The sequence below is a fragment of the Brevundimonas sp. CEF1 genome (assembly GCF_051353055.1).
GTDB lineage: Bacteria > Pseudomonadota > Alphaproteobacteria > Caulobacterales > Caulobacteraceae > Brevundimonas.
In genome coordinates, this window is sequence record NZ_CP195593.1 from 822,953 (window position 1) to 840,060 (window position 17,108).

Sequence of the window (17,108 nt, forward strand, 5' to 3'; positions counted from 1 at the left end):
TTAGGCCACGGCCGTGTTGCGACGGGCGATGCGCACGCGCACCAACTGGTCGGAACCGGAGGTGTTGTTGAAGGCCTCTTCGGCCACGACGGCGACGTTCTGTCCGGTCGTCGCCAGGACGAAGCGGCCGGTCGCGTTGGTGGCCAGCTTGGCGCCGCGAGCGACGTTGACGCCGGTGGGGACGCGGACGTTGAAGAACTGCTCGTCCAGCGCTTCCATGCCGATGACGGTGTCGCCGGCGGGCCAGGCATCATCCACGCCCTTCTGGGCAAGGTAGTTGTCCTGAGCGATGTAGAGCTTCTCGCCCGAGTTGGCCCCGGCCTGAGCGAAGTTGGCGCCCGATTCCACCAGGGCGGTGCCCGGCAGGATCGCGGCGGCGCAAATGCGCTCCTGGACCTGCGGGGTGACCTGGGTGACGGGGCCGGCGAAGATCTTGTTGAAGCGGGCCATCAGTTCACCGCCTTCGGGGCCACGTGGCCCTTCTTCTCGCCGGTCCGCGGCTTGAAGCCGTTGGCCAGCGGCGCTGCCTTGCCGGGTTCAGCCTGTTTGACCAGGGCGCGGGCGGCGTTGAGCGTCAGCTCCTTCGCCGTGGCCTCGTCCATCAGGTTGGCGGCGACGATCTTGCCGACCAGGTCGGTCAGTTCGGCTTCGTCCTTGGCCTTGGCGCTGTTGGCCAGAGCCTCTTGCGCATCGGTGACGGGCTTCAGCGCGGCCGCGATGGCGTTGGTGATGTCGTCCTTCGTGGCGAGGGTCTTGTGGCCATCCGACAGGGCTTTCACCTCGTCGGACAGCGTCTTGAACTGCTCATCAGAGACAGCCATGTCGTTCTCCATCTGGTTGGTTGAGGTGGCCCGCTCGGAGCCAAACAGTTTCGCGAAGAGGGCCTTGAACTCCCCCATCGCCGTCTGCATGAGCGAAGCGCGATGCTGCCGCTCGAGCGCCCGGAACGCAGATTCCAGTGCCCATCCGAGGTCCCGTTCGGCATCATCTTCGATGACCGAGTTCACGACCTGGATCTCTTTGCCCGCCGAGTTGACCATCATGCCGACGCCCTGATCCGGGGTGGCCGCGCCTTCCTCATCCAGAAGGATGGCGTCGTGGTCGAACTCGATGTCGCGAGCGGTGAACTTGTAGGGAACGTCGCCGTTAGCGGCGTCCATCATGGCCAGCAGGCCGGTGGAGGTGTGGACGGCGTCGCCCGCCTCGATGGCCGACAGTACGCGCTTGCCGCCCTCCGACTGGTTGGCGACGGCGACGTCGATGACCTTGTCCAGCAGGACCCGACCCTTCTCCTGTCGCACGTTCTCGTTCCAGGCGCCGATCCAGCCCTGGTTCAGGCCTTCGGGGTCGCGGGCCGACAGGAACTTGCCGTTGACTGACGGGTGGCCCAGCGGCGCCGGGGTGCGCTCCAGCGACTTGAACGACTTCGCGATCTCGGCCGCGGGATAGAGGATGTCGTTCATCACGACGTCGTCGGGCAGGGTGGCCGAGGGGACGATGATCACGTCCCGGCCGTTGCGCTTCTCGCGCCTGATCGCTGCGGTGTTGGCGAGGGTGCGGATGTTCACGCGCACCTGGTCGCCGGCGGCAAGGTCGCGGTTCACGACGAACACGCGAGCGTTCACGTCATGCTGTTGCACGCGCGCCTCCCTCGGATTGTGGAATGGTTCAGGCCTCGGCGGCCGGGTCGTCTTCAGGATCGCCCTCGGCGGCCGGGTCGTCTTTCGGGTCGCCGAGGGCGTCCCGCTCATCGTCGGCGCCGGGCTCGTCGCGGAACCGATCAGCGTCGCTCAGGGGCTCCATGCCGACCACGGCGCGGATGTCGTCGCCGGTGAAGACGATCTCGCCGTCGGGCTGCTTGGAGTTCACGTCGGCCATCTTCACGGCGCGGTCGATCTTCTCGCCCATCGAGCTTTCGGTCAGGTCGGTCCACGATAGGAACCAGTCCTTCGCCGGCAGCAAGCCGAACTTCTCGAGACGGTTCACGAAGGTCATGATGGCAGGGACCACGATGTTGGTCCGGCGCCCCATGTTGACCTTGGCCCACTCCTCGCTGTCCTCGGTCGAGGCGCGCTCTCCGGTCTGGGAGCCGATCAGCACCTTCATGGGGATCGACCACGACGCAGCGAACGACTGCGCGGCCACGGCGAAGAAGTGTTCGGGCGAGGGCAGGGTGACCTGCATGGGTGTCGCCTTGATGCCCTGGAGCAGCAGCGATTTGTCGAAGCCCTTATTGAAGCCCTCGACCTGCTCGTCGATCTTGTCGACCACGTCGGTCACGCCGACGCCCATGGCAGCAGCCATGCTCTCGATCTTGGCGTCCTTGTCGATCTCCAGACTGAGGCCGGATTTGGCGTTCTTCCAGAAGCCCTCGCCGCCGCCCCCGCGGATCTTCTCCATGTCCAGCAGGGAGTTGTAGCCGGGCTCCAGGGCGGAGCGCCCATTCAGCGTTCCATCGCGCGACCAGACGATCACCCGGTCGGGGTGGATCATGAAGGTGCGGGGCTGTTGCTGCTGGCCAACTGCGCTCTCGGCGAAGCTGAACATCTTCGGCTGGCCGTAGGTGTCCGAGGTCTCGTCTGTGTCCCACTCGTTGACGGAAAGCTGCCCCTCCCAGGCGGGGATGACTTCGACCAGACCCAGCAAGCCGCCGGGCACGCGCGTCACCGGCGCCTTGAACGGCTGGTTGTCGGCGAAGCGCATGATCAGGCCCGAGTAGGCGCCGACAAGGCCGCGACGGTCTGCCTCGGCCATGTGCTGCCAGATGCGCAGATCGGCGAAGCGCTGACGGATGTCGGCCTCGACGCGGGTCTCCCCCTGGTCGCCGCTCTCGGTGCCGTCCCGCTGGTACTCCTGCAGGAAGGGGTTGTCCTCCCAGGTCTTGCCGACGGTCTTGTCGACGGCTGCGCGGGCCAGCGGGTTACGGCAATAGGCGTCGAAGGCCAGCTCGAAGCTGACTTGATCGGGATAGCCGAAGTCGGCGGCGTGGTTGTGCTTCTGGGCCCCGAAGAAGAAGCCCGGGAACATGGCCTGCAGCGAGCGCTGGGCCACGTTGGCGAGGAGGTGGCGGGCGCTCATCAGCGGTGCCGGTTCTTCAGGAAGAGGGCGACGGTGCCCTGAGCTTTGATCATGGGGGCCACCGCATATCTAAGGGCGTCGATGTAGTGGTTGTTCGCGTCCACGATGTCAGGCCGGATATCGCCGGTGAGACGGTCCACCTTGTAGCTGTAGAGCCTGAACTCGCGGGCGGTCTGCTCGCAGTCCGGATGGATCACGATCCCGGCGAACGACTTCAGGAAAGCGACACCGTCTTCAACGCTGCCCTTCCACTTCTCGACCGCCTCGATGCGGGGAAGTCCGTGCCGACGAAGGAAACTGATGCTCTCAGGTCGGGCGCTGTCTGCGCGAGTGACATGCCCTGCAAAGCCAGGGATGCGGAGCGCGACGTGCGACGCGGTGTCATCCAACTCCAGCTTAACCTTGCCAGCCTCACGCCGGATGTAGAGCTTGCCGTCGTTGACCCAAACTTGAACCGCGGCCGTCGGGTCCTGCGCGAAACCGAAGTCCAGCCCTTGATATGGGCCGTCCCAGCCGGAGCCTGGCTCAAACTCTTCAACCACAAACTTGCCGCCAAACACCTGCGCGTCGGTCAGCGTTAGGAAGGCGCCCTCCCAGACGTGATCATAGGTCTCGGGACGAAGCCGCTGATCCTCCAGCCGCTGCTGGTTCAATATCCGCGGAAACCAACGATTGTCCGACCAGTTGACCTCGGTGACGATGCAGTCGTCTGGCGTGTTGGCGATAAACCGGCGGTGGGTGGCGCTTTCTGGGCTTTCGGGATTGTAGCTGATCCAGTTTTCAGCCTGCCACCCTGGCCCCTCGGCGCGGATGGTAGGGATCAGCTTCCGATAGGCCACCTCAGAGACGTTCTCTGCCTCGTCGGTCCAGTTGCCGATGATCCGGGCTTTCGACTTGATGCTGTCGAGGTTGTGCCGAAGGCCGGCGAACGCATAGCTGATCCGACGATTGCGGGTCCGGATGTACTTCTCGCCGATGTCGAAATAGCTGTGCAGCCAATCGACCGAACGGATCGACGCCTTGATCTCCTCCATCGAGGATTCATCCAGGCTGTTCAGATGCTCCCGGCTGGCCAGGAACACGCCGTCGACGCCCATCTCTGCGAGTTGATAGACCCGAAGGGCCGACCTGAGCGCTAGGCCCCGCGTCTTCCCTGACCCGCGCCCCCCCTTGAAGACCCGCGTCCGCGCCGGTCGGGCGAAGTTCCGCGTGAGCTTCGGAAGCTCTTCAATCCTCGCCCGCATCCGGGGCCACGAACTCGATGACGGACGGCCGCAAGGTCATGTCGCCATCCACCTTCGCCTCTACGCTCGACAGCTTGGGATGCAGGAACGGCGCAGCGTCCTTCGCCACGATGTTCGCCTGCATAGCCTTGCCGAGGTTCACCACCTTGCCGGCTTCATCGGTCGCCTGATCCCACAGGGTCCGCATCGTGGTCAGCATCACGTCCAGCGGCGAGACGCCTTCAGACAGAGCTTTTTGCGCCACTTCCTTGCGGCGGCGAGTTGCCTCGCTCACCGTTCCCGGTTTGCGACCCGCCCCCGGCCTTTTACCGCCTCGGGCCATTTGATTTCTCTGTTTCCTAAATCAGGCAATCAATGCCCGGCATGATCCGCACGCTGCGGTCGCCTCGGCCTTGCCAATCTCCGGACCACGCTGTGCAGCCTCTACCAGAGCGAGCGTCTGTCCTGCTGCTGCACCGACACCGTACCTCCGCACGACACCGACGAACTCTTCCACGTCGTGGCCTCTGATCGCGTAGCAGGGCAGGCCGGTCGAGCGACTGAACTTCGGGGCGCCGTACCGATCAATCTCCTGACCGCAATGGTACAACTCATGTTCGACCAGGGCGCAGAACGTGATGTCGTCACACTGAGCAGCGTAGCGCGCGTCGATGGTGATCACGAAGTCCGGCAGGTCGCCGAACCAACCCTCCATCTGTTGCTCCTGGCGGGCCTTCGACCACTTCGATCCCTGAAAGCGGGGCATTTCGGCCTGACCGACAATCGCGCTCATGTGGCGAGTGGCCATGATCGACGTCCAGAGGAAGCCGATCTCTGCGTCAGCGAGGTGGGCGTGGTCCGGATTGTGAAGCGGGGCGCCGGCAGCGATGAAGGTGGCCTTCGCCCATCCCGCCAGTTCGGGCGCAGGGATGAACGCCGGGCCCGTTACCTGCTCAAACAGCTCAGGCGGAGGGAGGGGACGCACTTGCCTTCTTCGGTTCAGCTTTGACCTCCCCCTTCACACGCTCGGCCACGCCGGCAGCTTTCAGGCTATCGGCGACGTCAGCGCTCGGGGCAGAGAAGGGGGCTCCCGCAGCAGCGGATACGCCATGCAGGTTGAAGCCGACGAGGGCTTTCATAGGGACCATGGGATAGCCCTTTCACGAAACGTCGTTTTGTGGTGATTGTGCGCAGCCATTAACATGGAGGAAAATATGGCTGTTGTGCTTGTCACTTACGATCTGAGGGCGCCTGGGAGAAACTATCAGCCCGTCTACGACTATTTGAAAACGTTCACCTATTGCAAAGACATGGAGAGCGTCTGGCTTCTGGATACGTCCGTCGCCACCACGGTCATACGCGATGCGCTCAAAGCCAAGATTGATGGTAACGACAAAGTCTTCGTCGTGAAAATTACGAGAGACTGGGCTTCAAAGAGCTTCGGCTGCGGCGACTGGCTCAACCACGCAAACCGATCATTCTAAGAAAAAGCCCCGCGCTCGAAAGGGGCGGGGCTTATCTTGTGGACGCGCGAAGCGACCTTGGCTTTTTGTACCCCGCTTCGATGTGCGTGAAAAGGCCTAAGCCGCCGCTGCTCGTCTTTCCCTGTATTGGCGCCGCAGCGTCGGCAGGCGGTCCCTGATCCAGGCGAGGTGAGAGCAGGCACCGCGCACGCGGGCACCCTGAGCTTTGGCGTCAGTCTCGGCGGTGAAGCGCTCGACCGCGCCGCGCCAGCGGGTGATCAGGTCAGCATCCGGCTGAAGGAGCGCGAACAGCATCCGCATGTCGGCCGGGTTGGTGTTCTGCTCGACGATCTCCAGATCGACGCTGGCCTTGATCATGGCGTCGGTGATGTTCTGGCCAGGCGCGCCGTCGTTCGATGCGCGGATGAAGTCAGGCCGGCGCTCCTGACCGTTCTCGCCGTTGGCCGTGCGGATCGTGGTGTCCAGCCAGTCGATGGCCTCGCGCTCCGGCGAGCCTTGGGCCAGTAGGGTGTTGAAGCAGTTCAGGCGCCATGCTCCGGTCAGGCGTCCGGTGCGCTTGTCCACGTTAACCGCCGTGCTGGGCTGGGCCCGCAGTCGCGCGACCTCGGCGGCGTTCGCCTCTCGCTCCTGGCGGTGGCGCTCGGCGGCGGCCGGGTCGTGGGGCTTCTTCTTTCTACGGCTCATGCTGCACCCTTGTAGCCAGCGCGCTCAATGGCGTTCAGGCGTTTCTCAAGCTCATCGCAGCGGTTGGCGACCAGCTTCAGCACCTCGTCCTGCAGGTCGGTCAGGCTTTGGCGGATCGCGCCGACCTCACTGTTGAAGGCGGACGCCGCTTCGTTCACGTCAGGGCCGAAGCCCAGCGCCTCGCGCGTGGCGGACACCCACGCGAACGGCACGTTGAGCGATTGTCCCACCGATCTGTCGCTGTGCGCCTTGGCGTAGCAGCCTTTGTCCTCAAGGTAGTGGGCGAACAGGGCCTCGCGGATGCGACGCTTGTCTTCAGTGTTGGGCTGGCGGGGCGGCTCGACGGCCATGACGGGCTTCTCCTGGGGAATGGGCTTGGGCTTAGGGGCAGAGCAGGAGGGGCAAGTGCCCCGGTCGGGCTTGACGTTGGTCCATCCGGCGCGACGGAAGGCTTCCGCCAGAGGAGACACGGGAAGCAGGCGCGCGGACGTGTCCCTGATCCGACCCTCAGCACCGCAGCGGCAGGCGAGCAGGCGATACCGGACCCACTGGCCGTTTTCCTGTTCGGAGACGGTGCGGAACTGGTTTCGGCTCATGCAGCAGCGCCCGGCGTCGTGGTGTCGTTGGCGGGCGCCTGCTCGGCCAGGATGCGGATAGCGAGGCGGACGACACCCAGGCCGACGCTGTGCGGCTCGGAGTAGCGCTTGGCCTTGTCGAGGAACTGGCCCGGCGTAGGGGCGAACCGAGCGTTGCTGCGACGCCAGTCGCGGGCGGTGGCCTCGATCACCTGAAGGGGCAGCCCCTCCAGATCGTCGTACCAGTCGTCCAGCCGCGTGGCGGCAGCGCTCTCCGGCAGGTCGGGGCGTGGGTAGTGGGCGAACAGTCGCTCCATCACCGCCGCGGCGTCCCACGTCTTGGCCGGCTCATTGGCGGGCTGAAGCTGCGCCTCAAGCTGCCGCAGGGCGGGAAGGTCCGAGGTCGTGAACTCCCCCGCCTTCACTCTGTCCCGGAAGAGCCCCCCGGCGAGCAAGGACGCGAAGAGCTGCTGATTGGTCACGCTCGGCACGGGAAGGCTCGGCGTAGGAAGCTGTGCGGCGGTGATCGTTTGCAGGGCGGTCATGGCGGTTCTCACGGATCGGAGGAGGTTCGTCGGCCCAGCGACCAGCATTCAGCCAGGTCGAGGGGTGCGGGATGAATTCAGGATCGGTCCAGCCGGGCAGGGCGCGCTCGATGCCAGCGAGGATCACGGCCAGCGGGTCGTCCTCGGTGATCCGGCCCATGGCTTTCGAGAAGGCTTTGGCTGCGGCGTCTTTGCCGACCTTCCGGGGGTAGGCCTGCCAGAACGCCAGGAACCCTCTCGCCAGTTCGGGTTTCGAGGGGGCTTTGCGCTGATCGATATCCACAACAGGAGCTTTAGCTTCTGTTGTATCTGGTTCTGGTTCTGAAGAATGGCATGGCAAATCGCTGGCATTTGCCACTCGCGTGTCGTTATCTTTCAACGCTTTAGCGTGGCCGCCGCGAGTTCCAGCTTCGGCGCGTTTGATCGACTTTTCTGATGCCTTTTTGAGTTCAAACATCAGGCGCCTGTTGGTTAGGTCGGCCCCATCGGCCTCGAAAAACGCCAGGACTTCCTCGCTGATCTTGGCCCAGCGAGAAGCGGTGCATCCGGCGATCCGGGCCAGCTTCTTGGTGTCATTCGGGAGGCGTCCATCTGCCCTCCACATGGTCATGAGCAGCAGCAGGTATGCGCCGTGCTGTTCGGTCGTCAGGTGGCGTGTGTCGCCCAGGTAGTCGGCGACGTAGAGCTGCATGAAGGGGCTGCTCACAGGAGGCCCTCGTTCAGCTTTCGTGCCGCCTTGCCGGCGTTGCAGTCGCCGCACGCGGTCGTCAGGTTCGCGGGGGCGTCCGTTCCGCCAGCAGCCTTCGGCTTGATGTGATCGACCTGAAGCGTTGCGCCGTCCGAGGACCGGGCGCCGCAATATGAGCATCGGAACCCGTCCCGCTTCAGGATCTCGAAACGAAGCCAGCGTGGCAGGGCGCCTCCGGCCTTTTCAGCCGGGTTCCAGCCCATGCGCTTGGCCTTGGACATCACGCCCTTCATGGCGCGCTTGTTGGTGCCCAGGGCTCGGGGATTGGTGCCGGATGCGCGACTGCCTTTTTTCATGCCGCCCTCGCCAGTTCAGTCCTACGTGCAAGCAACAACGCGCCGAGGTGCTTGGAGGCCGCGTCGATCTGGACGGCGAGGATCGTGTCCACCGGGCAGGAGGTGTCGACGTGGAAATGCACCATGACCTCGTCCACCACGCGGGCGATGCGGTCGTCGGTTCGCATGAGGGCTTCGATCTTCTTCACGCCGTGCAGGACGGTCGTGTGATCGCGCCCGCCGAGGAGGCGTCCGATGGCGGGGAAACTCATGTGCGGGCACAACTGGCGGATCGCGTACATGGCGATCTGACGCGGTCGAACCTGATCGCGGCGCGTGCAGGGGGCGCAGAACCGTTCAAACGTCATGCCGTGGCGCTCAGCGACTAGGTCCGCCACGGCGCGGGCTGTGATGCGTCCGCTCATGCTGCACGCTCGGCAGCTACATCCGCTCGCGCCTCGAGATACCGACGCACGGTTTTGGTTGAACAGTTCATGATCTCAGACGCCAGCGCCTGGGTGATCTGCCCTTGCTCAACAAGAGCGAGCGTCCGTCTGTCGTTGTCTGTCAGCGTGCGCGGCTGTGCGCCGCTGGTGGGGCGGCGTTCTGGTTGCCTGGCGGGCGGGGCGACGGACGCGCTGTCGTTGGCTGGCGCCGGCGACAGCGCCCGGCGCACGTCCTCCATGCTGAACCCGGTCTGCTGCGCGATGTGCTGCACGCCGAGGCCCTTGGCCTTCATGCGGTGGATCAGGGCGGCGTCCACCGGCGCGCGGCGTGATGCGGGAACCTTGCCCGTTGAGGAAAGGCTCCCCCCGGCATTGGTGGCACGGGTCATGCGATCACCCGCCCATCGCGGATGCGAACGTCCTTCCCCTCAGGGACGGGACGCTCGGACACGGCGTAGCCTGTGCCTCGGGCGTCCTTGTAGGAGACCATGTACTGGCCGTCGCGGCGCAGGGTGCAGGAGGCGACGTTGACTTTACGGGTCATGGCGCGCCTCAGAACGGGATGTCGTCGTTCAGGTCGTAGCTTTCGCGCTGACCTGAAGACTGGCTGTTGGGCTGATTATCGCGCCGGCCGCCGCCATCATCCTGGGGCTTCCCGCCAAGCATGGTCAGGACGCCGTTGAACGGCTTCAGAACGATCTCGGTGCTGTACTTCTCGACGCCCTGCTGATCGGTCCATTTGCGGGTCTGCAGCGAGCCCTCGATGTAGATCGTTGAGCCCTTCTTCAGGTAGCTTTCGCAAACCTTGATCAGGTTCTCGTTGAGAACGACGACCTGATGCCACTCGGTCTTTTCCTTACGCTCGCCAGTGGCCTTGTCGCGCCATTGTTCCGAGGTGGCGATGCGCAGATTGGCGACGCGGTCGCCGTTGTTGAACGAGCGGATCTCGGGGTCTCTGCCGAGGTTGCCGATCAGAATAACCTTGTTGACTGAGCCGGCCATGATCAGACCTCACCGAGCGCGGACAGGTACAGGTCGAGGATGGCCTCTTCTTCTTGCCGTTTGGCGCGGTCCTGCTTGCGTAGTCGCAACACCTTGCGCAGGGTTTTCACGTCGTAGCCCTCGCCCTTGGCCTCAGCGAAGACCTCCTTCATGTCGATGAGTATGGCTTCCTTGTCCTCGTCCAGGCGCTCAAGGCGTTCGATGATGGAGCGGAGACGACCTGCCGTGGTGGCGGTCAGGACGTCGGGCGGGGCGTCGAATGTTGCGTCGGTCATGGTGTTCTCTTGGATCAGGCGTGAAGGGGTTTCGGAGAGAGCGCCGCGTAGGCCAGCTCGGCGGCGACCTGTTCGGTGCGGGCGCGCTGGAGGGCGGCTCGGGTGTGGTGAAGGTCGCGGCAGTCGCGCCGACGCTCGGCTGCGATGCGCGCGGCGTAGGCCTTGGTGAAAGCGCGGTTGGCGGCGTCCAGGCGCATGGCGGCGCGGGCTCTGCGAAGACCGAACATCAGGCGCCAACCCCCATCAGGACGTCATCCATCTGGGCCTTGGCTTCGAGGGCGGCGGCGCGGATCGGCCGGGCCTCGGCTTCGGTGATCGGCTTCCCGTCGCGCGCGGCGAGGCGAACCATGCCCTGGACGCGGGCGGCGGCTTCGGTTGCCTCGCTCGCTTCGTCCATCAGGCAAGACGCCGCGTGGTCGTCGGCGTCGGTGAACAGGCCTGCGACGGCCCGGCGCTCGTCGGCGTTCAGGCTCATGTCGAGCAGGCGACCCAGAGGGATCGTTGTTTCGGGCTTGTCGGCGTTCTCGTAGCCAGACCAGACGCCAGGGCTGACGCCAGCAGCCGTTGCTGCCGCCTCGGTCGAGCCGTAGCGGAGCCGGATGCGCTTGGTGATGGCCTTGATGACGGGGGTGCTCATGAGGGTTGTCCGAATGTTCTGCAGGGCTGTTTCGGTGACGCTTCCCCAGGTCGGGCCTACTCAGGCCGCATGGAGAGGCGGATCGGGTTCGGGGTCGTTGGCAGGGGCAGGGGGAGTGACCGGCGCCGGGCGCAGCACGCTCGGGTGCAGCGTCTGGATCAGGACGGCCCGCACGATGTTCGCGATGGCGAGTTCATCAGCTTCGGTCATGAAGGCGCCCCGGCGAGGGGACGGAGGGGGATGACACCCCCGCCGGGGCCTTCCACAGTGCAGGTGTCAGTCAGCACCGGAGAACTGGAATGGCCTACAAGATTGAGCTTCAATCCATCGAGTTTAAGCCGCGCGAAAACTACCGGATCGCAAGGGCCGTGTGGCGCATCAGTCGTGATGGTAGGCAAGACTTTGAACTGCCCGTCGAGGCGTTCATCGCGCCGGATGCCGATGAGGCGGACGCCATCAAATATGCTCGTGCAGTGCTGCATAGCCTCACGACCCAGCTTGCAGATCAGACGAAGGAATGGGCTCTTCCTTGAAGCTGCCCTGACCGTCGGCCACGCGTCGCCAACCACGACGCGTGACGAGACCGGCGTCTTCCGCTTTGGTGAGCCAATAGTCATGCACGGCCTGCACCTCAGCGAGGTCAGCCGCTCGCTCTGCAAGGCGCTGGAGGATCAGGGCGCTGTCCATCACGCCGCCTCCGAATGGGAAGAAGTGTCGTTGGCGGGTTCAGCTTCGTCGATGACGCCTGGGAAAAAGTCATCCGGGCCGATAACGACCCCCATTTTCGGAGCTACTGCCAAAATCCGTCGCATCTGCGCGTGGGTGAGACTGTTGGTGTGTCGCTTTTCGCTGATGGTGTGGGGGCGCACGCCGGCAGCTTCGGCCAGCCGCGTCTGGGTGCCGAAACGTTCAGGTGAGGTGAGATGATCGATTACGTTATCGGGCATGAACCGATAATATCGGATGATCCGATAATCGCAAGCTCCGATTTATCGGGCGATGGCCGATGGCATATCGGTCATACAGCCCAGATGGAAACTATCGGCGAACGCGTGAAGGCCGCCCGCAAAGAGCGCGGCATGACCCAAGGCGAGCTGGGCAAGGCGCTTGGCGTTGTACAGTCGGTCGTCTCGGACATTGAAAACGGGAAGCTGAAAAGCTGGCCGACGCATCGAAACGCGATCCGGCGCGTCCTTGGGAAGCCGCTTTCCTATTTCGAGCCTGAAGAGTCGGACCTTCCGCCCGAAACTGACGTACATGCCGACTTATCTAACGTCGTGATGCTTCCTGAATACGATGTGCGCCTTTCAGCGGGGGACGGCTTCTATGTTGGAGCGGAGACCACCAAAAGGGAGTGGCCTTATCCGCGTTTCTTGGTGGTCGATCAGTTAGGCATGTCCCCTGGCAACGCCACGGTTCAAGAGGTCATTGGGGACAGTATGGAGCCGACCCTTTCGAGCGGCGACTACGTGCTGATCGACTTGAACGATTCTCGCATCGGTCTGCCTGGGATCTTCGCCGTTTGGGATGGCGACGCCCTAGTCTGCAAGCGGGTCGAGCGGATTCCGGGTAGTGAGCCGCGCCAGGTGCGGCTGAAATCCGACAACCCGCTGCATGGCGAATATCAGGTGGCTGAGGAGCAAGTCAGGGTTGTGGGTCGGGTACGCTGGATTACCCGGCGAGCCTAGTTACAATCTCGGCGGACCATCATTGGCCGGCTGAACCTCGGGGGAGGGGGCGATGAACAAATGGATTATTGTCGCTGGCGCAGCGGCCCTCTTCGTGACCGGGGCTATCGCGCTCAACGCAATGCTGGAGCCCGAGCCGCTGGTCGCCGCGACGGCACTGGCTACCCATGAGGTAGGACCGAGCTTCTATACCGTGGCGGTACAGCCTAACGCCGATCCTGCGACCTTCGCTGACTTGGCGGGGATGAAGTGCCTGGACGCTGACAACTGCATGGTCGGCATCTGGAAGCAGGGTTCGGAACCGACGGCGATGCCGTTCACGGAAGCGCAGATCAAGGCTCAGGCGTTCGCCTATACGATCAACCGGAAGACCGGCTTCGAGCGCATGGCCTGGGATTGCTCGGTGTATCCCAATACGCCGCGCGATAGATGCCTGACCAAATAGGCGGATAACCTCGGGGGAGGGGTGATGATTGCTGAAGCCGTAATGAGCCTGAGCCTTGTGTGCGATGTCACCTTCACCGTGACGGAAACTACGAGCTCGAACACGCGACTGGACTACGGGTCTCCGTCGATTTCCACGCATACAGAGACGCCGCGTCGGGTCACGGATCGTCTTTTCGTCGAGCTGGGCGCGAATGCGAACCGAATTCGCCTGCCTCGGCAATTGTCCCGACCCAACGAAGAAGGCTGGCGCGACCTGAAGGATTTGGCCGTGGCCGATCAGGCGATAGACGCGAAGTTCACGTTCTATCCGACGGTCGGCGGGACGGTCACCATCAACCGCATGACCGGCGAGATCCGTGCGAGGTGGGGCAACCTGCTGTTTGGCAGCAATAGTCTCGCGGGTGACTGCCGGCCGTACGAGGCGCCAACGACGCGGATGTTCTGAGGGGCGGGGAGGCCGAAGCCTCCCCTTTGGATTAGGCGGCACCGGACTCTGGAACCATATGGTGCCTATCACCATTATAGGCTTGTAAACCGCCGCTACCTATCATAGTGACAGGTTCATGCCGAAGTCGCCGAGACAGAACATCGTCGAGCTTCCCACTGCATCTGTCTTGGGGCGGATGCTTGCGGAAATTCGAGCGTACGCAAAGCAATCTGAGACCGTCTTCTTTTCTCCGCACGCGCAGAGTCAGATGGCTCTCAGGGGCCTTACGGACCTGGAGGCCTTAAACGTCCTCCGGCTTGGCGAGATGAAGGGCCTGCCATGGCATGAGCCCGACATCGGCGGCCGTGCCTGCAAAGTGGTCTTCCGACCACGCGGAAGCAGGGTGATTGGAGTAGTAACAGTGATTTTGGATGCGTCTGGGCTTTTGGTGAAAACGGTTGAGTGGGAGGACGAGCGATGACCGATGTTGTGGAGTTTAAGCATGCGAACTCCCCGGCCGCTCCGGGGAAGCCGCTGCATTACACACAGTGCGGCTTGGACAATATTTATCTGGTGAACGGCTTCCAACAGCGTGAGGTCGCGGGTGAAGTCTACACGGCAGTGAAGGATGTTGAAGATCTGCATGCTTCCATCGCCCTGTGCCTTGCGCGCAAGAAGGTGTTGTCGGGACAAGAAATCCGCTTCTTGCGGAAGCACTTAGAATACACCCAGAAGGACTTGGGCGATCATCTCGGAGTTTCGGACCAATCGATTGCGCGCTACGAGAAGGATCGGGGCGCCATGGACGCGTCTGCTGACGGCCTTTTCCGCCTTTTGGTCATTGGGAAGGCGCTAGGATGCGTTGATGTGCATGCCGAGCTTGAGAAGCTCAGGCTTGAGGACGACGAGGCCAGCGACACCCTGTTGATGGGTCGCGACCACGACGAATGGCGTCCAGCCGCTGCGGCCTAACTAAGGACTGACCTGCTATGACCTGATGCCCCGCCCCTCACCGGGCGGGGTTTTTGCTGTCAGACCAGCGCCAATTGCTGCTTCAGCGCCGCCACAGCTTCTGCCGTCAGATGGAAAGGGAGCTGATGCGAGACGCCCTCGATCAGGAACGAAATAACGGCGCCGCCCATGTCGTCGGCCAGCAGATCAAAGCCGTCGATCTCTAGGGCGGTGACGTTCCGCTCGGCCGAGATGCCGGGCGTCTGCTTCGTCGCGTAGGCAATGGCGAGGCCTGCGAGACCAGGCAGCTTTTCGCGCGGGATGGCGAGGGCAATCCGCCCCGCCTCCTCGGTCTCGAACCTGAACAGCCCGTGGCTTTCGTCCACGGTCGGGGCAGCGGCGAGGGACTTCACGGTCAGCGCATCCATAGGGCGACGCTACCACAGGCGCCGCCGCTGTCACGCCGCCTCTTCGCCAGCCTCATCCTCCCCGGCCAGCGGATCGATCTGGGTCCAGGTGTCGCCGGCGGCGCTGCAGTCGAGCTTGGAGAGGTGTTATCCTAATCCAAGAGACTAGGTGGCTTTGAAATCCGGCGATGCTCGTTGACTTTCAGGATGGTGTAGTCGGTGGCCAACTTGCCGCCTGCATCGCGGCTCGTGGTCCGAACAGTGCAGATCAGAATGTCGCCCTTGGCGAAAGCGACCTCGCTTCGCTGGACCTGGCCGATAAAGTCTTCATCCGCGACCGTTACCGATATCGGCGCGCCCTTGCCGGTCGAAAGACGCCATTTGTTCCCGGGCTGGAACGACAGGGACACAATGGAGAAGACCATGGGCGCCGTCGTCTCCAGGATTTCATCGCCCGCGTGCACGACCGCCTTGAAGGCATCTAGATCAACCTCTGAGACGGTGATGGTCTCGCGAGGCATCTTGAAGGCCACCGTGTCGATGCCGTCTTTCTCCAGGGGCTCGACCACCTTTTCGAGCGCCGCGCGTGCCGGAGGATCTAACGCCACACGGGCTTCGGCCTCTGGAACCTCCACTTCAGCACCGTCTTCAAGCTCGATCACCGTGTAGCCAGGGCGAGAAGGCCGCAACCGCCGCACATGACGTCCCTTGATCCAGGCGATCAGCCCGATTGTGCCGCCGGCAATGCCGAGCAGGTTGGCGATGGCCGTCGAAGTGCGCCCCGCCATCAGGTCGATGACCTGAGAAACGAATGTGCCGCTGACATCCAGCACGATCTGGAAGCAACCCGTTTCCAGGGCCTTGGCGCGGACGACGACTTCAAAGTCGTCACCTTGGGTCAGACGTGCAGCCGATTTCATGAACTGCGACAGCGCGACGAGCGCCGGGGCCAGGTCGGCTACGTCCATCGTGTGGTCCGCCAGGGACGGGCCATCATACGTCAGGGTGAAAGTCGTTTCGCTCATGCGGCCGAACATAGTGTTCTGAGGATTAACCCTCTCCTACGTCAGAAACGGGGCTGACCCGGCGTTCGGTTGGGTCATGGGAGTGGTGTAGCAGATTATCGGCGTTGATCCGATAATATCGCAAAATCCGATTGACGAATATCGGAATGGCCGATACGTTCTCTCCACACCCAAGGAGAGACGCACATGGCTTCTCACGACCCCAAAACCCAGGCCCGCGAAGTCGCGCTGGCCCACGGCTCTGCCGCTCAGGCGCTGAACGTCCTCGGCCCGATCTGCGGACCTGACGAAGGCGAAATGCGCCAACAGCTCTACTCGTTGCTGTCGCTCGAGAACGGCTCGGCTGTCTCCGACTGCCAGAAGATCGTCGATGTCGCGAAGGGCGAGGCCCTGACGGCCTGGACGAAGCGCCGGGACGACACCCAGCGCGCCGCCGACCTGTGGAAGCGCGACCTTCTCATCTGCAAAGCCGCCAAGTTCATGCAGGCGGCCGCGTGATGGAACTGCGCATCACCCCCGGCTTCAACAAGCTCTACCGTCTGGCCCTGATCGGCCCCGGCGACTGCTTCCAGTCCCTGTCTGAGCACGACACCTCCACCGACGCCATCGCCGCCAAGCTGCTGGCTCAAGCCGCGATGGACGACGCCACCCTCCAACTGAACCGCCTGCTGAAGGAACGCGCGCAATGAACCGCCGCCAACTCGCCAAGGCGCAGACCCGCGCCCGCATCATCGCCGCTGCTCAGAAGCTCTGGGCCAAGCCCGGCTCCTATGAAGACGGCACGATCCGCGTGATCGCTACCGCTGCTGGTATGTCCACCGGCGCCATCTTCGCCAATTTCGAGGGCAAGGAAGACCTCTGGCGCGCGGCCATGGGCTACGAGCCGCCGATCGACAGCGCCGAGGTGCGGGCCGCCCTCAAGGCCGCTGCGCCCCGGCCTGTTCTCGCCGAGGCCGCGTGATGGGCACGGTGATCCCCTTCCGTCGCCCGGCGCAGGCTCAGTCGCTGATCAAGCACACGGCGACGCTGTCATGGCTGGATCGCCAAGGCGGGCAGCACCGCGAGCGCCACGCCGCCTGGACGTCAGTTGAGGCCGTTCAGATGGCGTGGAAGCGCGCCAGCTCCATGCGCCGCGCTGGCGAGGCCCTGACATTCCGCATCGACCATCGCTCGCAGGTGGTCCTGTGACCG

At 63.7% G+C, this 17,108-nt stretch carries 32 protein-coding genes; 10 read left to right on the forward strand and 22 right to left on the reverse strand.

The genetic code is table 11. From position 1 onward, the window contains the following. The 6 genes from ACR9FL_RS04215 to ACR9FL_RS04240 form a co-directional block, all read right to left on the reverse strand. A complete protein-coding gene (locus ACR9FL_RS04215) occupies positions 1-450 on the reverse strand; it encodes a hypothetical protein (protein WP_436357304.1) in 450 nt (149 codons plus the stop codon). Beyond that, positions 450-1,640 carry a hypothetical protein gene (locus ACR9FL_RS04220; RefSeq protein ID WP_436357306.1) on the reverse strand — a complete coding sequence of 397 codons (1,191 nt, stop codon included), beginning with the start codon at positions 1,638-1,640 and terminating at the stop codon, positions 450-452. Before ACR9FL_RS04220 ends, ACR9FL_RS04215 begins: the two co-directional genes overlap by 1 nt. Before the next feature lie 28 nt (positions 1,641-1,668). Continuing rightward, complete coding sequence (locus ACR9FL_RS04225; RefSeq protein ID WP_436357307.1) at positions 1,669-3,078, reverse strand: anti-CBASS protein Acb1 family protein; 1,410 nt, start codon at positions 3,076-3,078, stop codon at positions 1,669-1,671. Beyond that, positions 3,078-4,322 carry a PBSX family phage terminase large subunit gene (locus ACR9FL_RS04230; RefSeq protein WP_436357308.1) on the reverse strand — a complete coding sequence of 415 codons (1,245 nt, stop codon included), beginning with the start codon at positions 4,320-4,322 and terminating at the stop codon, positions 3,078-3,080. Before ACR9FL_RS04230 ends, ACR9FL_RS04225 begins: the two co-directional genes overlap by 1 nt. After that, positions 4,306-4,596 (reverse strand): hypothetical protein, encoded by a 291-nt coding sequence (locus ACR9FL_RS04235; RefSeq protein WP_436357309.1) that lies wholly within the window; start codon positions 4,594-4,596, stop codon positions 4,306-4,308. The genes ACR9FL_RS04230 and ACR9FL_RS04235 overlap by 17 nt, the downstream gene beginning before the upstream one ends. A gap of 69 nt (positions 4,597-4,665) precedes the next feature. Then, entirely contained in the window at positions 4,666-5,286 is a 621-nt protein-coding gene (locus ACR9FL_RS04240; RefSeq protein ID WP_436357310.1) for a putative metallopeptidase, read from the reverse strand. A 229-nt stretch (positions 5,287-5,515) separates the two neighbouring features. Here ACR9FL_RS04240 and ACR9FL_RS04245 point away from each other — a divergent pair, with 229 nt between their 5' ends. Next, positions 5,516-5,785, forward strand: coding sequence for a hypothetical protein (locus ACR9FL_RS04245; protein ID WP_436357312.1), 270 nt, complete (start codon positions 5,516-5,518; stop codon positions 5,783-5,785). 96 nt (positions 5,786-5,881) lie between these two features. Here ACR9FL_RS04245 and ACR9FL_RS04250 read toward each other — a convergent pair whose 3' ends face one another. The 13 genes from ACR9FL_RS04250 to ACR9FL_RS04310 are packed head-to-tail and all read right to left on the reverse strand — an operon-like array spanning position 5,882 to position 11,182. After that, positions 5,882-6,469 (reverse strand): hypothetical protein, encoded by a 588-nt coding sequence (locus ACR9FL_RS04250; RefSeq protein ID WP_436357314.1) that lies wholly within the window; start codon positions 6,467-6,469, stop codon positions 5,882-5,884. Continuing rightward, on the reverse strand, positions 6,466-7,065 hold the full coding sequence (locus ACR9FL_RS04255; RefSeq protein WP_436357316.1) for a hypothetical protein: 600 nt from the start codon (positions 7,063-7,065) through the stop codon (positions 6,466-6,468). Before ACR9FL_RS04255 ends, ACR9FL_RS04250 begins: the two co-directional genes overlap by 4 nt. Then, the gene (locus ACR9FL_RS04260) at positions 7,062-7,469 is read right to left on the reverse strand and encodes a hypothetical protein (protein WP_436357318.1); all 408 of its coding nucleotides are present in this window, start codon (positions 7,467-7,469) and stop codon (positions 7,062-7,064) included. The genes ACR9FL_RS04255 and ACR9FL_RS04260 overlap by 4 nt, the downstream gene beginning before the upstream one ends. Beyond that, positions 7,417-8,280 carry a YdaU family protein gene (locus ACR9FL_RS04265; RefSeq protein ID WP_436357319.1) on the reverse strand — a complete coding sequence of 288 codons (864 nt, stop codon included), beginning with the start codon at positions 8,278-8,280 and terminating at the stop codon, positions 7,417-7,419. The genes ACR9FL_RS04260 and ACR9FL_RS04265 overlap by 53 nt, the downstream gene beginning before the upstream one ends. A gap of 11 nt (positions 8,281-8,291) precedes the next feature. Further along, entirely contained in the window at positions 8,292-8,633 is a 342-nt protein-coding gene (locus ACR9FL_RS04270; RefSeq protein WP_436357320.1) for an HNH endonuclease, read from the reverse strand. Continuing rightward, complete coding sequence (locus ACR9FL_RS04275; RefSeq protein WP_436357321.1) at positions 8,630-9,037, reverse strand: helix-turn-helix domain-containing protein; 408 nt, start codon at positions 9,035-9,037, stop codon at positions 8,630-8,632. The genes ACR9FL_RS04270 and ACR9FL_RS04275 overlap by 4 nt, the downstream gene beginning before the upstream one ends. Further along, entirely contained in the window at positions 9,034-9,447 is a 414-nt protein-coding gene (locus tag ACR9FL_RS04280) for a hypothetical protein (protein ID WP_436357322.1), read from the reverse strand. The genes ACR9FL_RS04275 and ACR9FL_RS04280 overlap by 4 nt, the downstream gene beginning before the upstream one ends. Next, positions 9,444-9,602: a hypothetical protein gene (locus ACR9FL_RS04285; protein ID WP_436357323.1), complete on the reverse strand. Its 159-nt coding sequence runs from the start codon at positions 9,600-9,602 to the stop codon at positions 9,444-9,446. The genes ACR9FL_RS04280 and ACR9FL_RS04285 overlap by 4 nt, the downstream gene beginning before the upstream one ends. An 8-nt stretch (positions 9,603-9,610) precedes the next feature. Then, positions 9,611-10,060 carry a single-stranded DNA-binding protein gene (gene ssb, locus ACR9FL_RS04290; RefSeq protein WP_436357324.1) on the reverse strand — a complete coding sequence of 150 codons (450 nt, stop codon included), beginning with the start codon at positions 10,058-10,060 and terminating at the stop codon, positions 9,611-9,613. A 2-nt stretch (positions 10,061-10,062) separates the two neighbouring features. Continuing rightward, the gene (locus ACR9FL_RS04295; RefSeq protein WP_436357326.1) at positions 10,063-10,335 is read right to left on the reverse strand and encodes a DUF2312 domain-containing protein; all 273 of its coding nucleotides are present in this window, start codon (positions 10,333-10,335) and stop codon (positions 10,063-10,065) included. Between the two features lie 14 nt (positions 10,336-10,349). Beyond that, positions 10,350-10,562 (reverse strand): hypothetical protein, encoded by a 213-nt coding sequence (locus ACR9FL_RS04300; protein WP_436357328.1) that lies wholly within the window; start codon positions 10,560-10,562, stop codon positions 10,350-10,352. Next, positions 10,562-10,972 carry a hypothetical protein gene (locus ACR9FL_RS04305; RefSeq protein ID WP_436357329.1) on the reverse strand — a complete coding sequence of 137 codons (411 nt, stop codon included), beginning with the start codon at positions 10,970-10,972 and terminating at the stop codon, positions 10,562-10,564. Before ACR9FL_RS04305 ends, ACR9FL_RS04300 begins: the two co-directional genes overlap by 1 nt. A gap of 60 nt (positions 10,973-11,032) precedes the next feature. Next, positions 11,033-11,182: a hypothetical protein gene (locus ACR9FL_RS04310; RefSeq protein WP_436357330.1), complete on the reverse strand. Its 150-nt coding sequence runs from the start codon at positions 11,180-11,182 to the stop codon at positions 11,033-11,035. 89 nt (positions 11,183-11,271) lie between these two features. Here ACR9FL_RS04310 and ACR9FL_RS04315 point away from each other — a divergent pair, with 89 nt between their 5' ends. Next, positions 11,272-11,505 carry a hypothetical protein gene (locus ACR9FL_RS04315; RefSeq protein ID WP_436357332.1) on the forward strand — a complete coding sequence of 78 codons (234 nt, stop codon included), beginning with the start codon at positions 11,272-11,274 and terminating at the stop codon, positions 11,503-11,505. Between the two features lie 153 nt (positions 11,506-11,658). On the opposite strand, the gene ACR9FL_RS04320 is transcribed toward ACR9FL_RS04315, so the two are convergent. Continuing rightward, positions 11,659-11,919, reverse strand: coding sequence for a hypothetical protein (locus ACR9FL_RS04320; RefSeq protein WP_436357334.1), 261 nt, complete (start codon positions 11,917-11,919; stop codon positions 11,659-11,661). Here ACR9FL_RS04320 and ACR9FL_RS04325 point away from each other — a divergent pair. The 4 genes from ACR9FL_RS04325 (at position 11,896) to ACR9FL_RS04340 (ending at position 14,506) form a co-directional block, all read left to right on the forward strand. Beyond that, complete coding sequence (locus ACR9FL_RS04325; RefSeq protein ID WP_436357336.1) at positions 11,896-12,660, forward strand: S24 family peptidase; 765 nt, start codon at positions 11,896-11,898, stop codon at positions 12,658-12,660. The two genes, ACR9FL_RS04320 and ACR9FL_RS04325, sit on opposite strands and share 24 nt — an antisense overlap. 52 nt (positions 12,661-12,712) lie before the next feature. Beyond that, the gene (locus ACR9FL_RS04330) at positions 12,713-13,105 is read left to right on the forward strand and encodes a hypothetical protein (protein WP_436357337.1); all 393 of its coding nucleotides are present in this window, start codon (positions 12,713-12,715) and stop codon (positions 13,103-13,105) included. A gap of 24 nt (positions 13,106-13,129) precedes the next feature. Continuing rightward, positions 13,130-13,552 (forward strand): hypothetical protein, encoded by a 423-nt coding sequence (locus ACR9FL_RS04335; RefSeq protein ID WP_436357338.1) that lies wholly within the window; start codon positions 13,130-13,132, stop codon positions 13,550-13,552. 459 nt (positions 13,553-14,011) lie between these two features. Continuing rightward, positions 14,012-14,506 (forward strand): helix-turn-helix domain-containing protein, encoded by a 495-nt coding sequence (locus ACR9FL_RS04340; RefSeq protein WP_436357339.1) that lies wholly within the window; start codon positions 14,012-14,014, stop codon positions 14,504-14,506. A gap of 59 nt (positions 14,507-14,565) precedes the next feature. Here ACR9FL_RS04340 and ACR9FL_RS04345 read toward each other — a convergent pair whose 3' ends face one another. Further along, the gene (locus tag ACR9FL_RS04345) at positions 14,566-14,913 is read right to left on the reverse strand and encodes a hypothetical protein (RefSeq protein WP_436357340.1); all 348 of its coding nucleotides are present in this window, start codon (positions 14,911-14,913) and stop codon (positions 14,566-14,568) included. A 131-nt stretch (positions 14,914-15,044) separates the two neighbouring features. Next, positions 15,045-15,917, reverse strand: coding sequence for a hypothetical protein (locus ACR9FL_RS04350; RefSeq protein ID WP_436357341.1), 873 nt, complete (start codon positions 15,915-15,917; stop codon positions 15,045-15,047). A gap of 186 nt (positions 15,918-16,103) precedes the next feature. On the opposite strand from ACR9FL_RS04350, the gene ACR9FL_RS04355 reads away from it, so the two are divergent. Genes ACR9FL_RS04355 through ACR9FL_RS04370 form a run of 4 tightly spaced genes read left to right on the forward strand, consistent with a single transcriptional unit; the run spans position 16,104 to position 17,105 of the window. Next, positions 16,104-16,415, forward strand: coding sequence for a hypothetical protein (locus tag ACR9FL_RS04355; RefSeq protein WP_436357342.1), 312 nt, complete (start codon positions 16,104-16,106; stop codon positions 16,413-16,415). After that, the gene (locus tag ACR9FL_RS04360) at positions 16,415-16,606 is read left to right on the forward strand and encodes a hypothetical protein (RefSeq protein ID WP_436357344.1); all 192 of its coding nucleotides are present in this window, start codon (positions 16,415-16,417) and stop codon (positions 16,604-16,606) included. Before ACR9FL_RS04355 ends, ACR9FL_RS04360 begins: the two co-directional genes overlap by 1 nt. Beyond that, positions 16,603-16,878 carry a TetR/AcrR family transcriptional regulator gene (locus tag ACR9FL_RS04365; protein ID WP_436357345.1) on the forward strand — a complete coding sequence of 92 codons (276 nt, stop codon included), beginning with the start codon at positions 16,603-16,605 and terminating at the stop codon, positions 16,876-16,878. Before ACR9FL_RS04360 ends, ACR9FL_RS04365 begins: the two co-directional genes overlap by 4 nt. Continuing rightward, complete coding sequence (locus ACR9FL_RS04370; protein ID WP_436357347.1) at positions 16,878-17,105, forward strand: hypothetical protein; 228 nt, start codon at positions 16,878-16,880, stop codon at positions 17,103-17,105. Before ACR9FL_RS04365 ends, ACR9FL_RS04370 begins: the two co-directional genes overlap by 1 nt. The last annotated feature ends 3 nt before the right edge of the window (positions 17,106-17,108 follow it).

Bases quoted from the DNA above. Each gene is read 5' to 3' on its own strand.
- ACR9FL_RS04215 (WP_436357304.1), bottom strand. From the start codon at position 450: ATGGCCCGCTTCAACAAGATCTTCGCCGGCCCCGTCACCCAGGTCACC.
- ACR9FL_RS04225 (WP_436357307.1), bottom strand. From the start codon at position 3,078: ATGAGCGCCCGCCACCTCCTCGCCAACGTGGCCCAGCGCTCGCTGCAG.
- ACR9FL_RS04230 (WP_436357308.1), bottom strand. From the start codon at position 4,322: ATGCGGGCGAGGATTGAAGAGCTTCCGAAGCTCACGCGGAACTTCGCC.
- ACR9FL_RS04245 (WP_436357312.1), top strand. From the start codon at position 5,516: ATGGCTGTTGTGCTTGTCACTTACGATCTGAGGGCGCCTGGGAGAAAC.
- ACR9FL_RS04250 (WP_436357314.1), bottom strand. From the start codon at position 6,469: ATGAGCCGTAGAAAGAAGAAGCCCCACGACCCGGCCGCCGCCGAGCGC.
- ACR9FL_RS04255 (WP_436357316.1), bottom strand. From the start codon at position 7,065: ATGAGCCGAAACCAGTTCCGCACCGTCTCCGAACAGGAAAACGGCCAG.
- ACR9FL_RS04265 (WP_436357319.1), bottom strand. From the start codon at position 8,280: ATGCAGCTCTACGTCGCCGACTACCTGGGCGACACACGCCACCTGACG.
- ACR9FL_RS04270 (WP_436357320.1), bottom strand. From the start codon at position 8,633: ATGAAAAAAGGCAGTCGCGCATCCGGCACCAATCCCCGAGCCCTGGGC.
- ACR9FL_RS04275 (WP_436357321.1), bottom strand. From the start codon at position 9,037: ATGAGCGGACGCATCACAGCCCGCGCCGTGGCGGACCTAGTCGCTGAG.
- ACR9FL_RS04280 (WP_436357322.1), bottom strand. From the start codon at position 9,447: ATGACCCGTGCCACCAATGCCGGGGGGAGCCTTTCCTCAACGGGCAAG.
- ACR9FL_RS04285 (WP_436357323.1), bottom strand. From the start codon at position 9,602: ATGACCCGTAAAGTCAACGTCGCCTCCTGCACCCTGCGCCGCGACGGC.
- ssb (WP_436357324.1), bottom strand. From the start codon at position 10,060: ATGGCCGGCTCAGTCAACAAGGTTATTCTGATCGGCAACCTCGGCAGA.
- ACR9FL_RS04295 (WP_436357326.1), bottom strand. From the start codon at position 10,335: ATGACCGACGCAACATTCGACGCCCCGCCCGACGTCCTGACCGCCACC.
- ACR9FL_RS04300 (WP_436357328.1), bottom strand. From the start codon at position 10,562: ATGTTCGGTCTTCGCAGAGCCCGCGCCGCCATGCGCCTGGACGCCGCC.
- ACR9FL_RS04305 (WP_436357329.1), bottom strand. From the start codon at position 10,972: ATGAGCACCCCCGTCATCAAGGCCATCACCAAGCGCATCCGGCTCCGC.
- ACR9FL_RS04310 (WP_436357330.1), bottom strand. From the start codon at position 11,182: ATGACCGAAGCTGATGAACTCGCCATCGCGAACATCGTGCGGGCCGTC.
- ACR9FL_RS04315 (WP_436357332.1), top strand. From the start codon at position 11,272: ATGGCCTACAAGATTGAGCTTCAATCCATCGAGTTTAAGCCGCGCGAA.
- ACR9FL_RS04325 (WP_436357336.1), top strand. From the start codon at position 11,896: ATGATCGATTACGTTATCGGGCATGAACCGATAATATCGGATGATCCG.
- ACR9FL_RS04320 (WP_436357334.1), bottom strand. From the start codon at position 11,919: ATGCCCGATAACGTAATCGATCATCTCACCTCACCTGAACGTTTCGGC.
- ACR9FL_RS04330 (WP_436357337.1), top strand. From the start codon at position 12,713: ATGAACAAATGGATTATTGTCGCTGGCGCAGCGGCCCTCTTCGTGACC.
- ACR9FL_RS04335 (WP_436357338.1), top strand. From the start codon at position 13,130: ATGATTGCTGAAGCCGTAATGAGCCTGAGCCTTGTGTGCGATGTCACC.
- ACR9FL_RS04340 (WP_436357339.1), top strand. From the start codon at position 14,012: ATGACCGATGTTGTGGAGTTTAAGCATGCGAACTCCCCGGCCGCTCCG.
- ACR9FL_RS04345 (WP_436357340.1), bottom strand. From the start codon at position 14,913: ATGGATGCGCTGACCGTGAAGTCCCTCGCCGCTGCCCCGACCGTGGAC.
- ACR9FL_RS04350 (WP_436357341.1), bottom strand. From the start codon at position 15,917: ATGAGCGAAACGACTTTCACCCTGACGTATGATGGCCCGTCCCTGGCG.
- ACR9FL_RS04355 (WP_436357342.1), top strand. From the start codon at position 16,104: ATGGCTTCTCACGACCCCAAAACCCAGGCCCGCGAAGTCGCGCTGGCC.
- ACR9FL_RS04360 (WP_436357344.1), top strand. From the start codon at position 16,415: ATGGAACTGCGCATCACCCCCGGCTTCAACAAGCTCTACCGTCTGGCC.
- ACR9FL_RS04365 (WP_436357345.1), top strand. From the start codon at position 16,603: ATGAACCGCCGCCAACTCGCCAAGGCGCAGACCCGCGCCCGCATCATC.
- ACR9FL_RS04370 (WP_436357347.1), top strand. From the start codon at position 16,878: ATGGGCACGGTGATCCCCTTCCGTCGCCCGGCGCAGGCTCAGTCGCTG.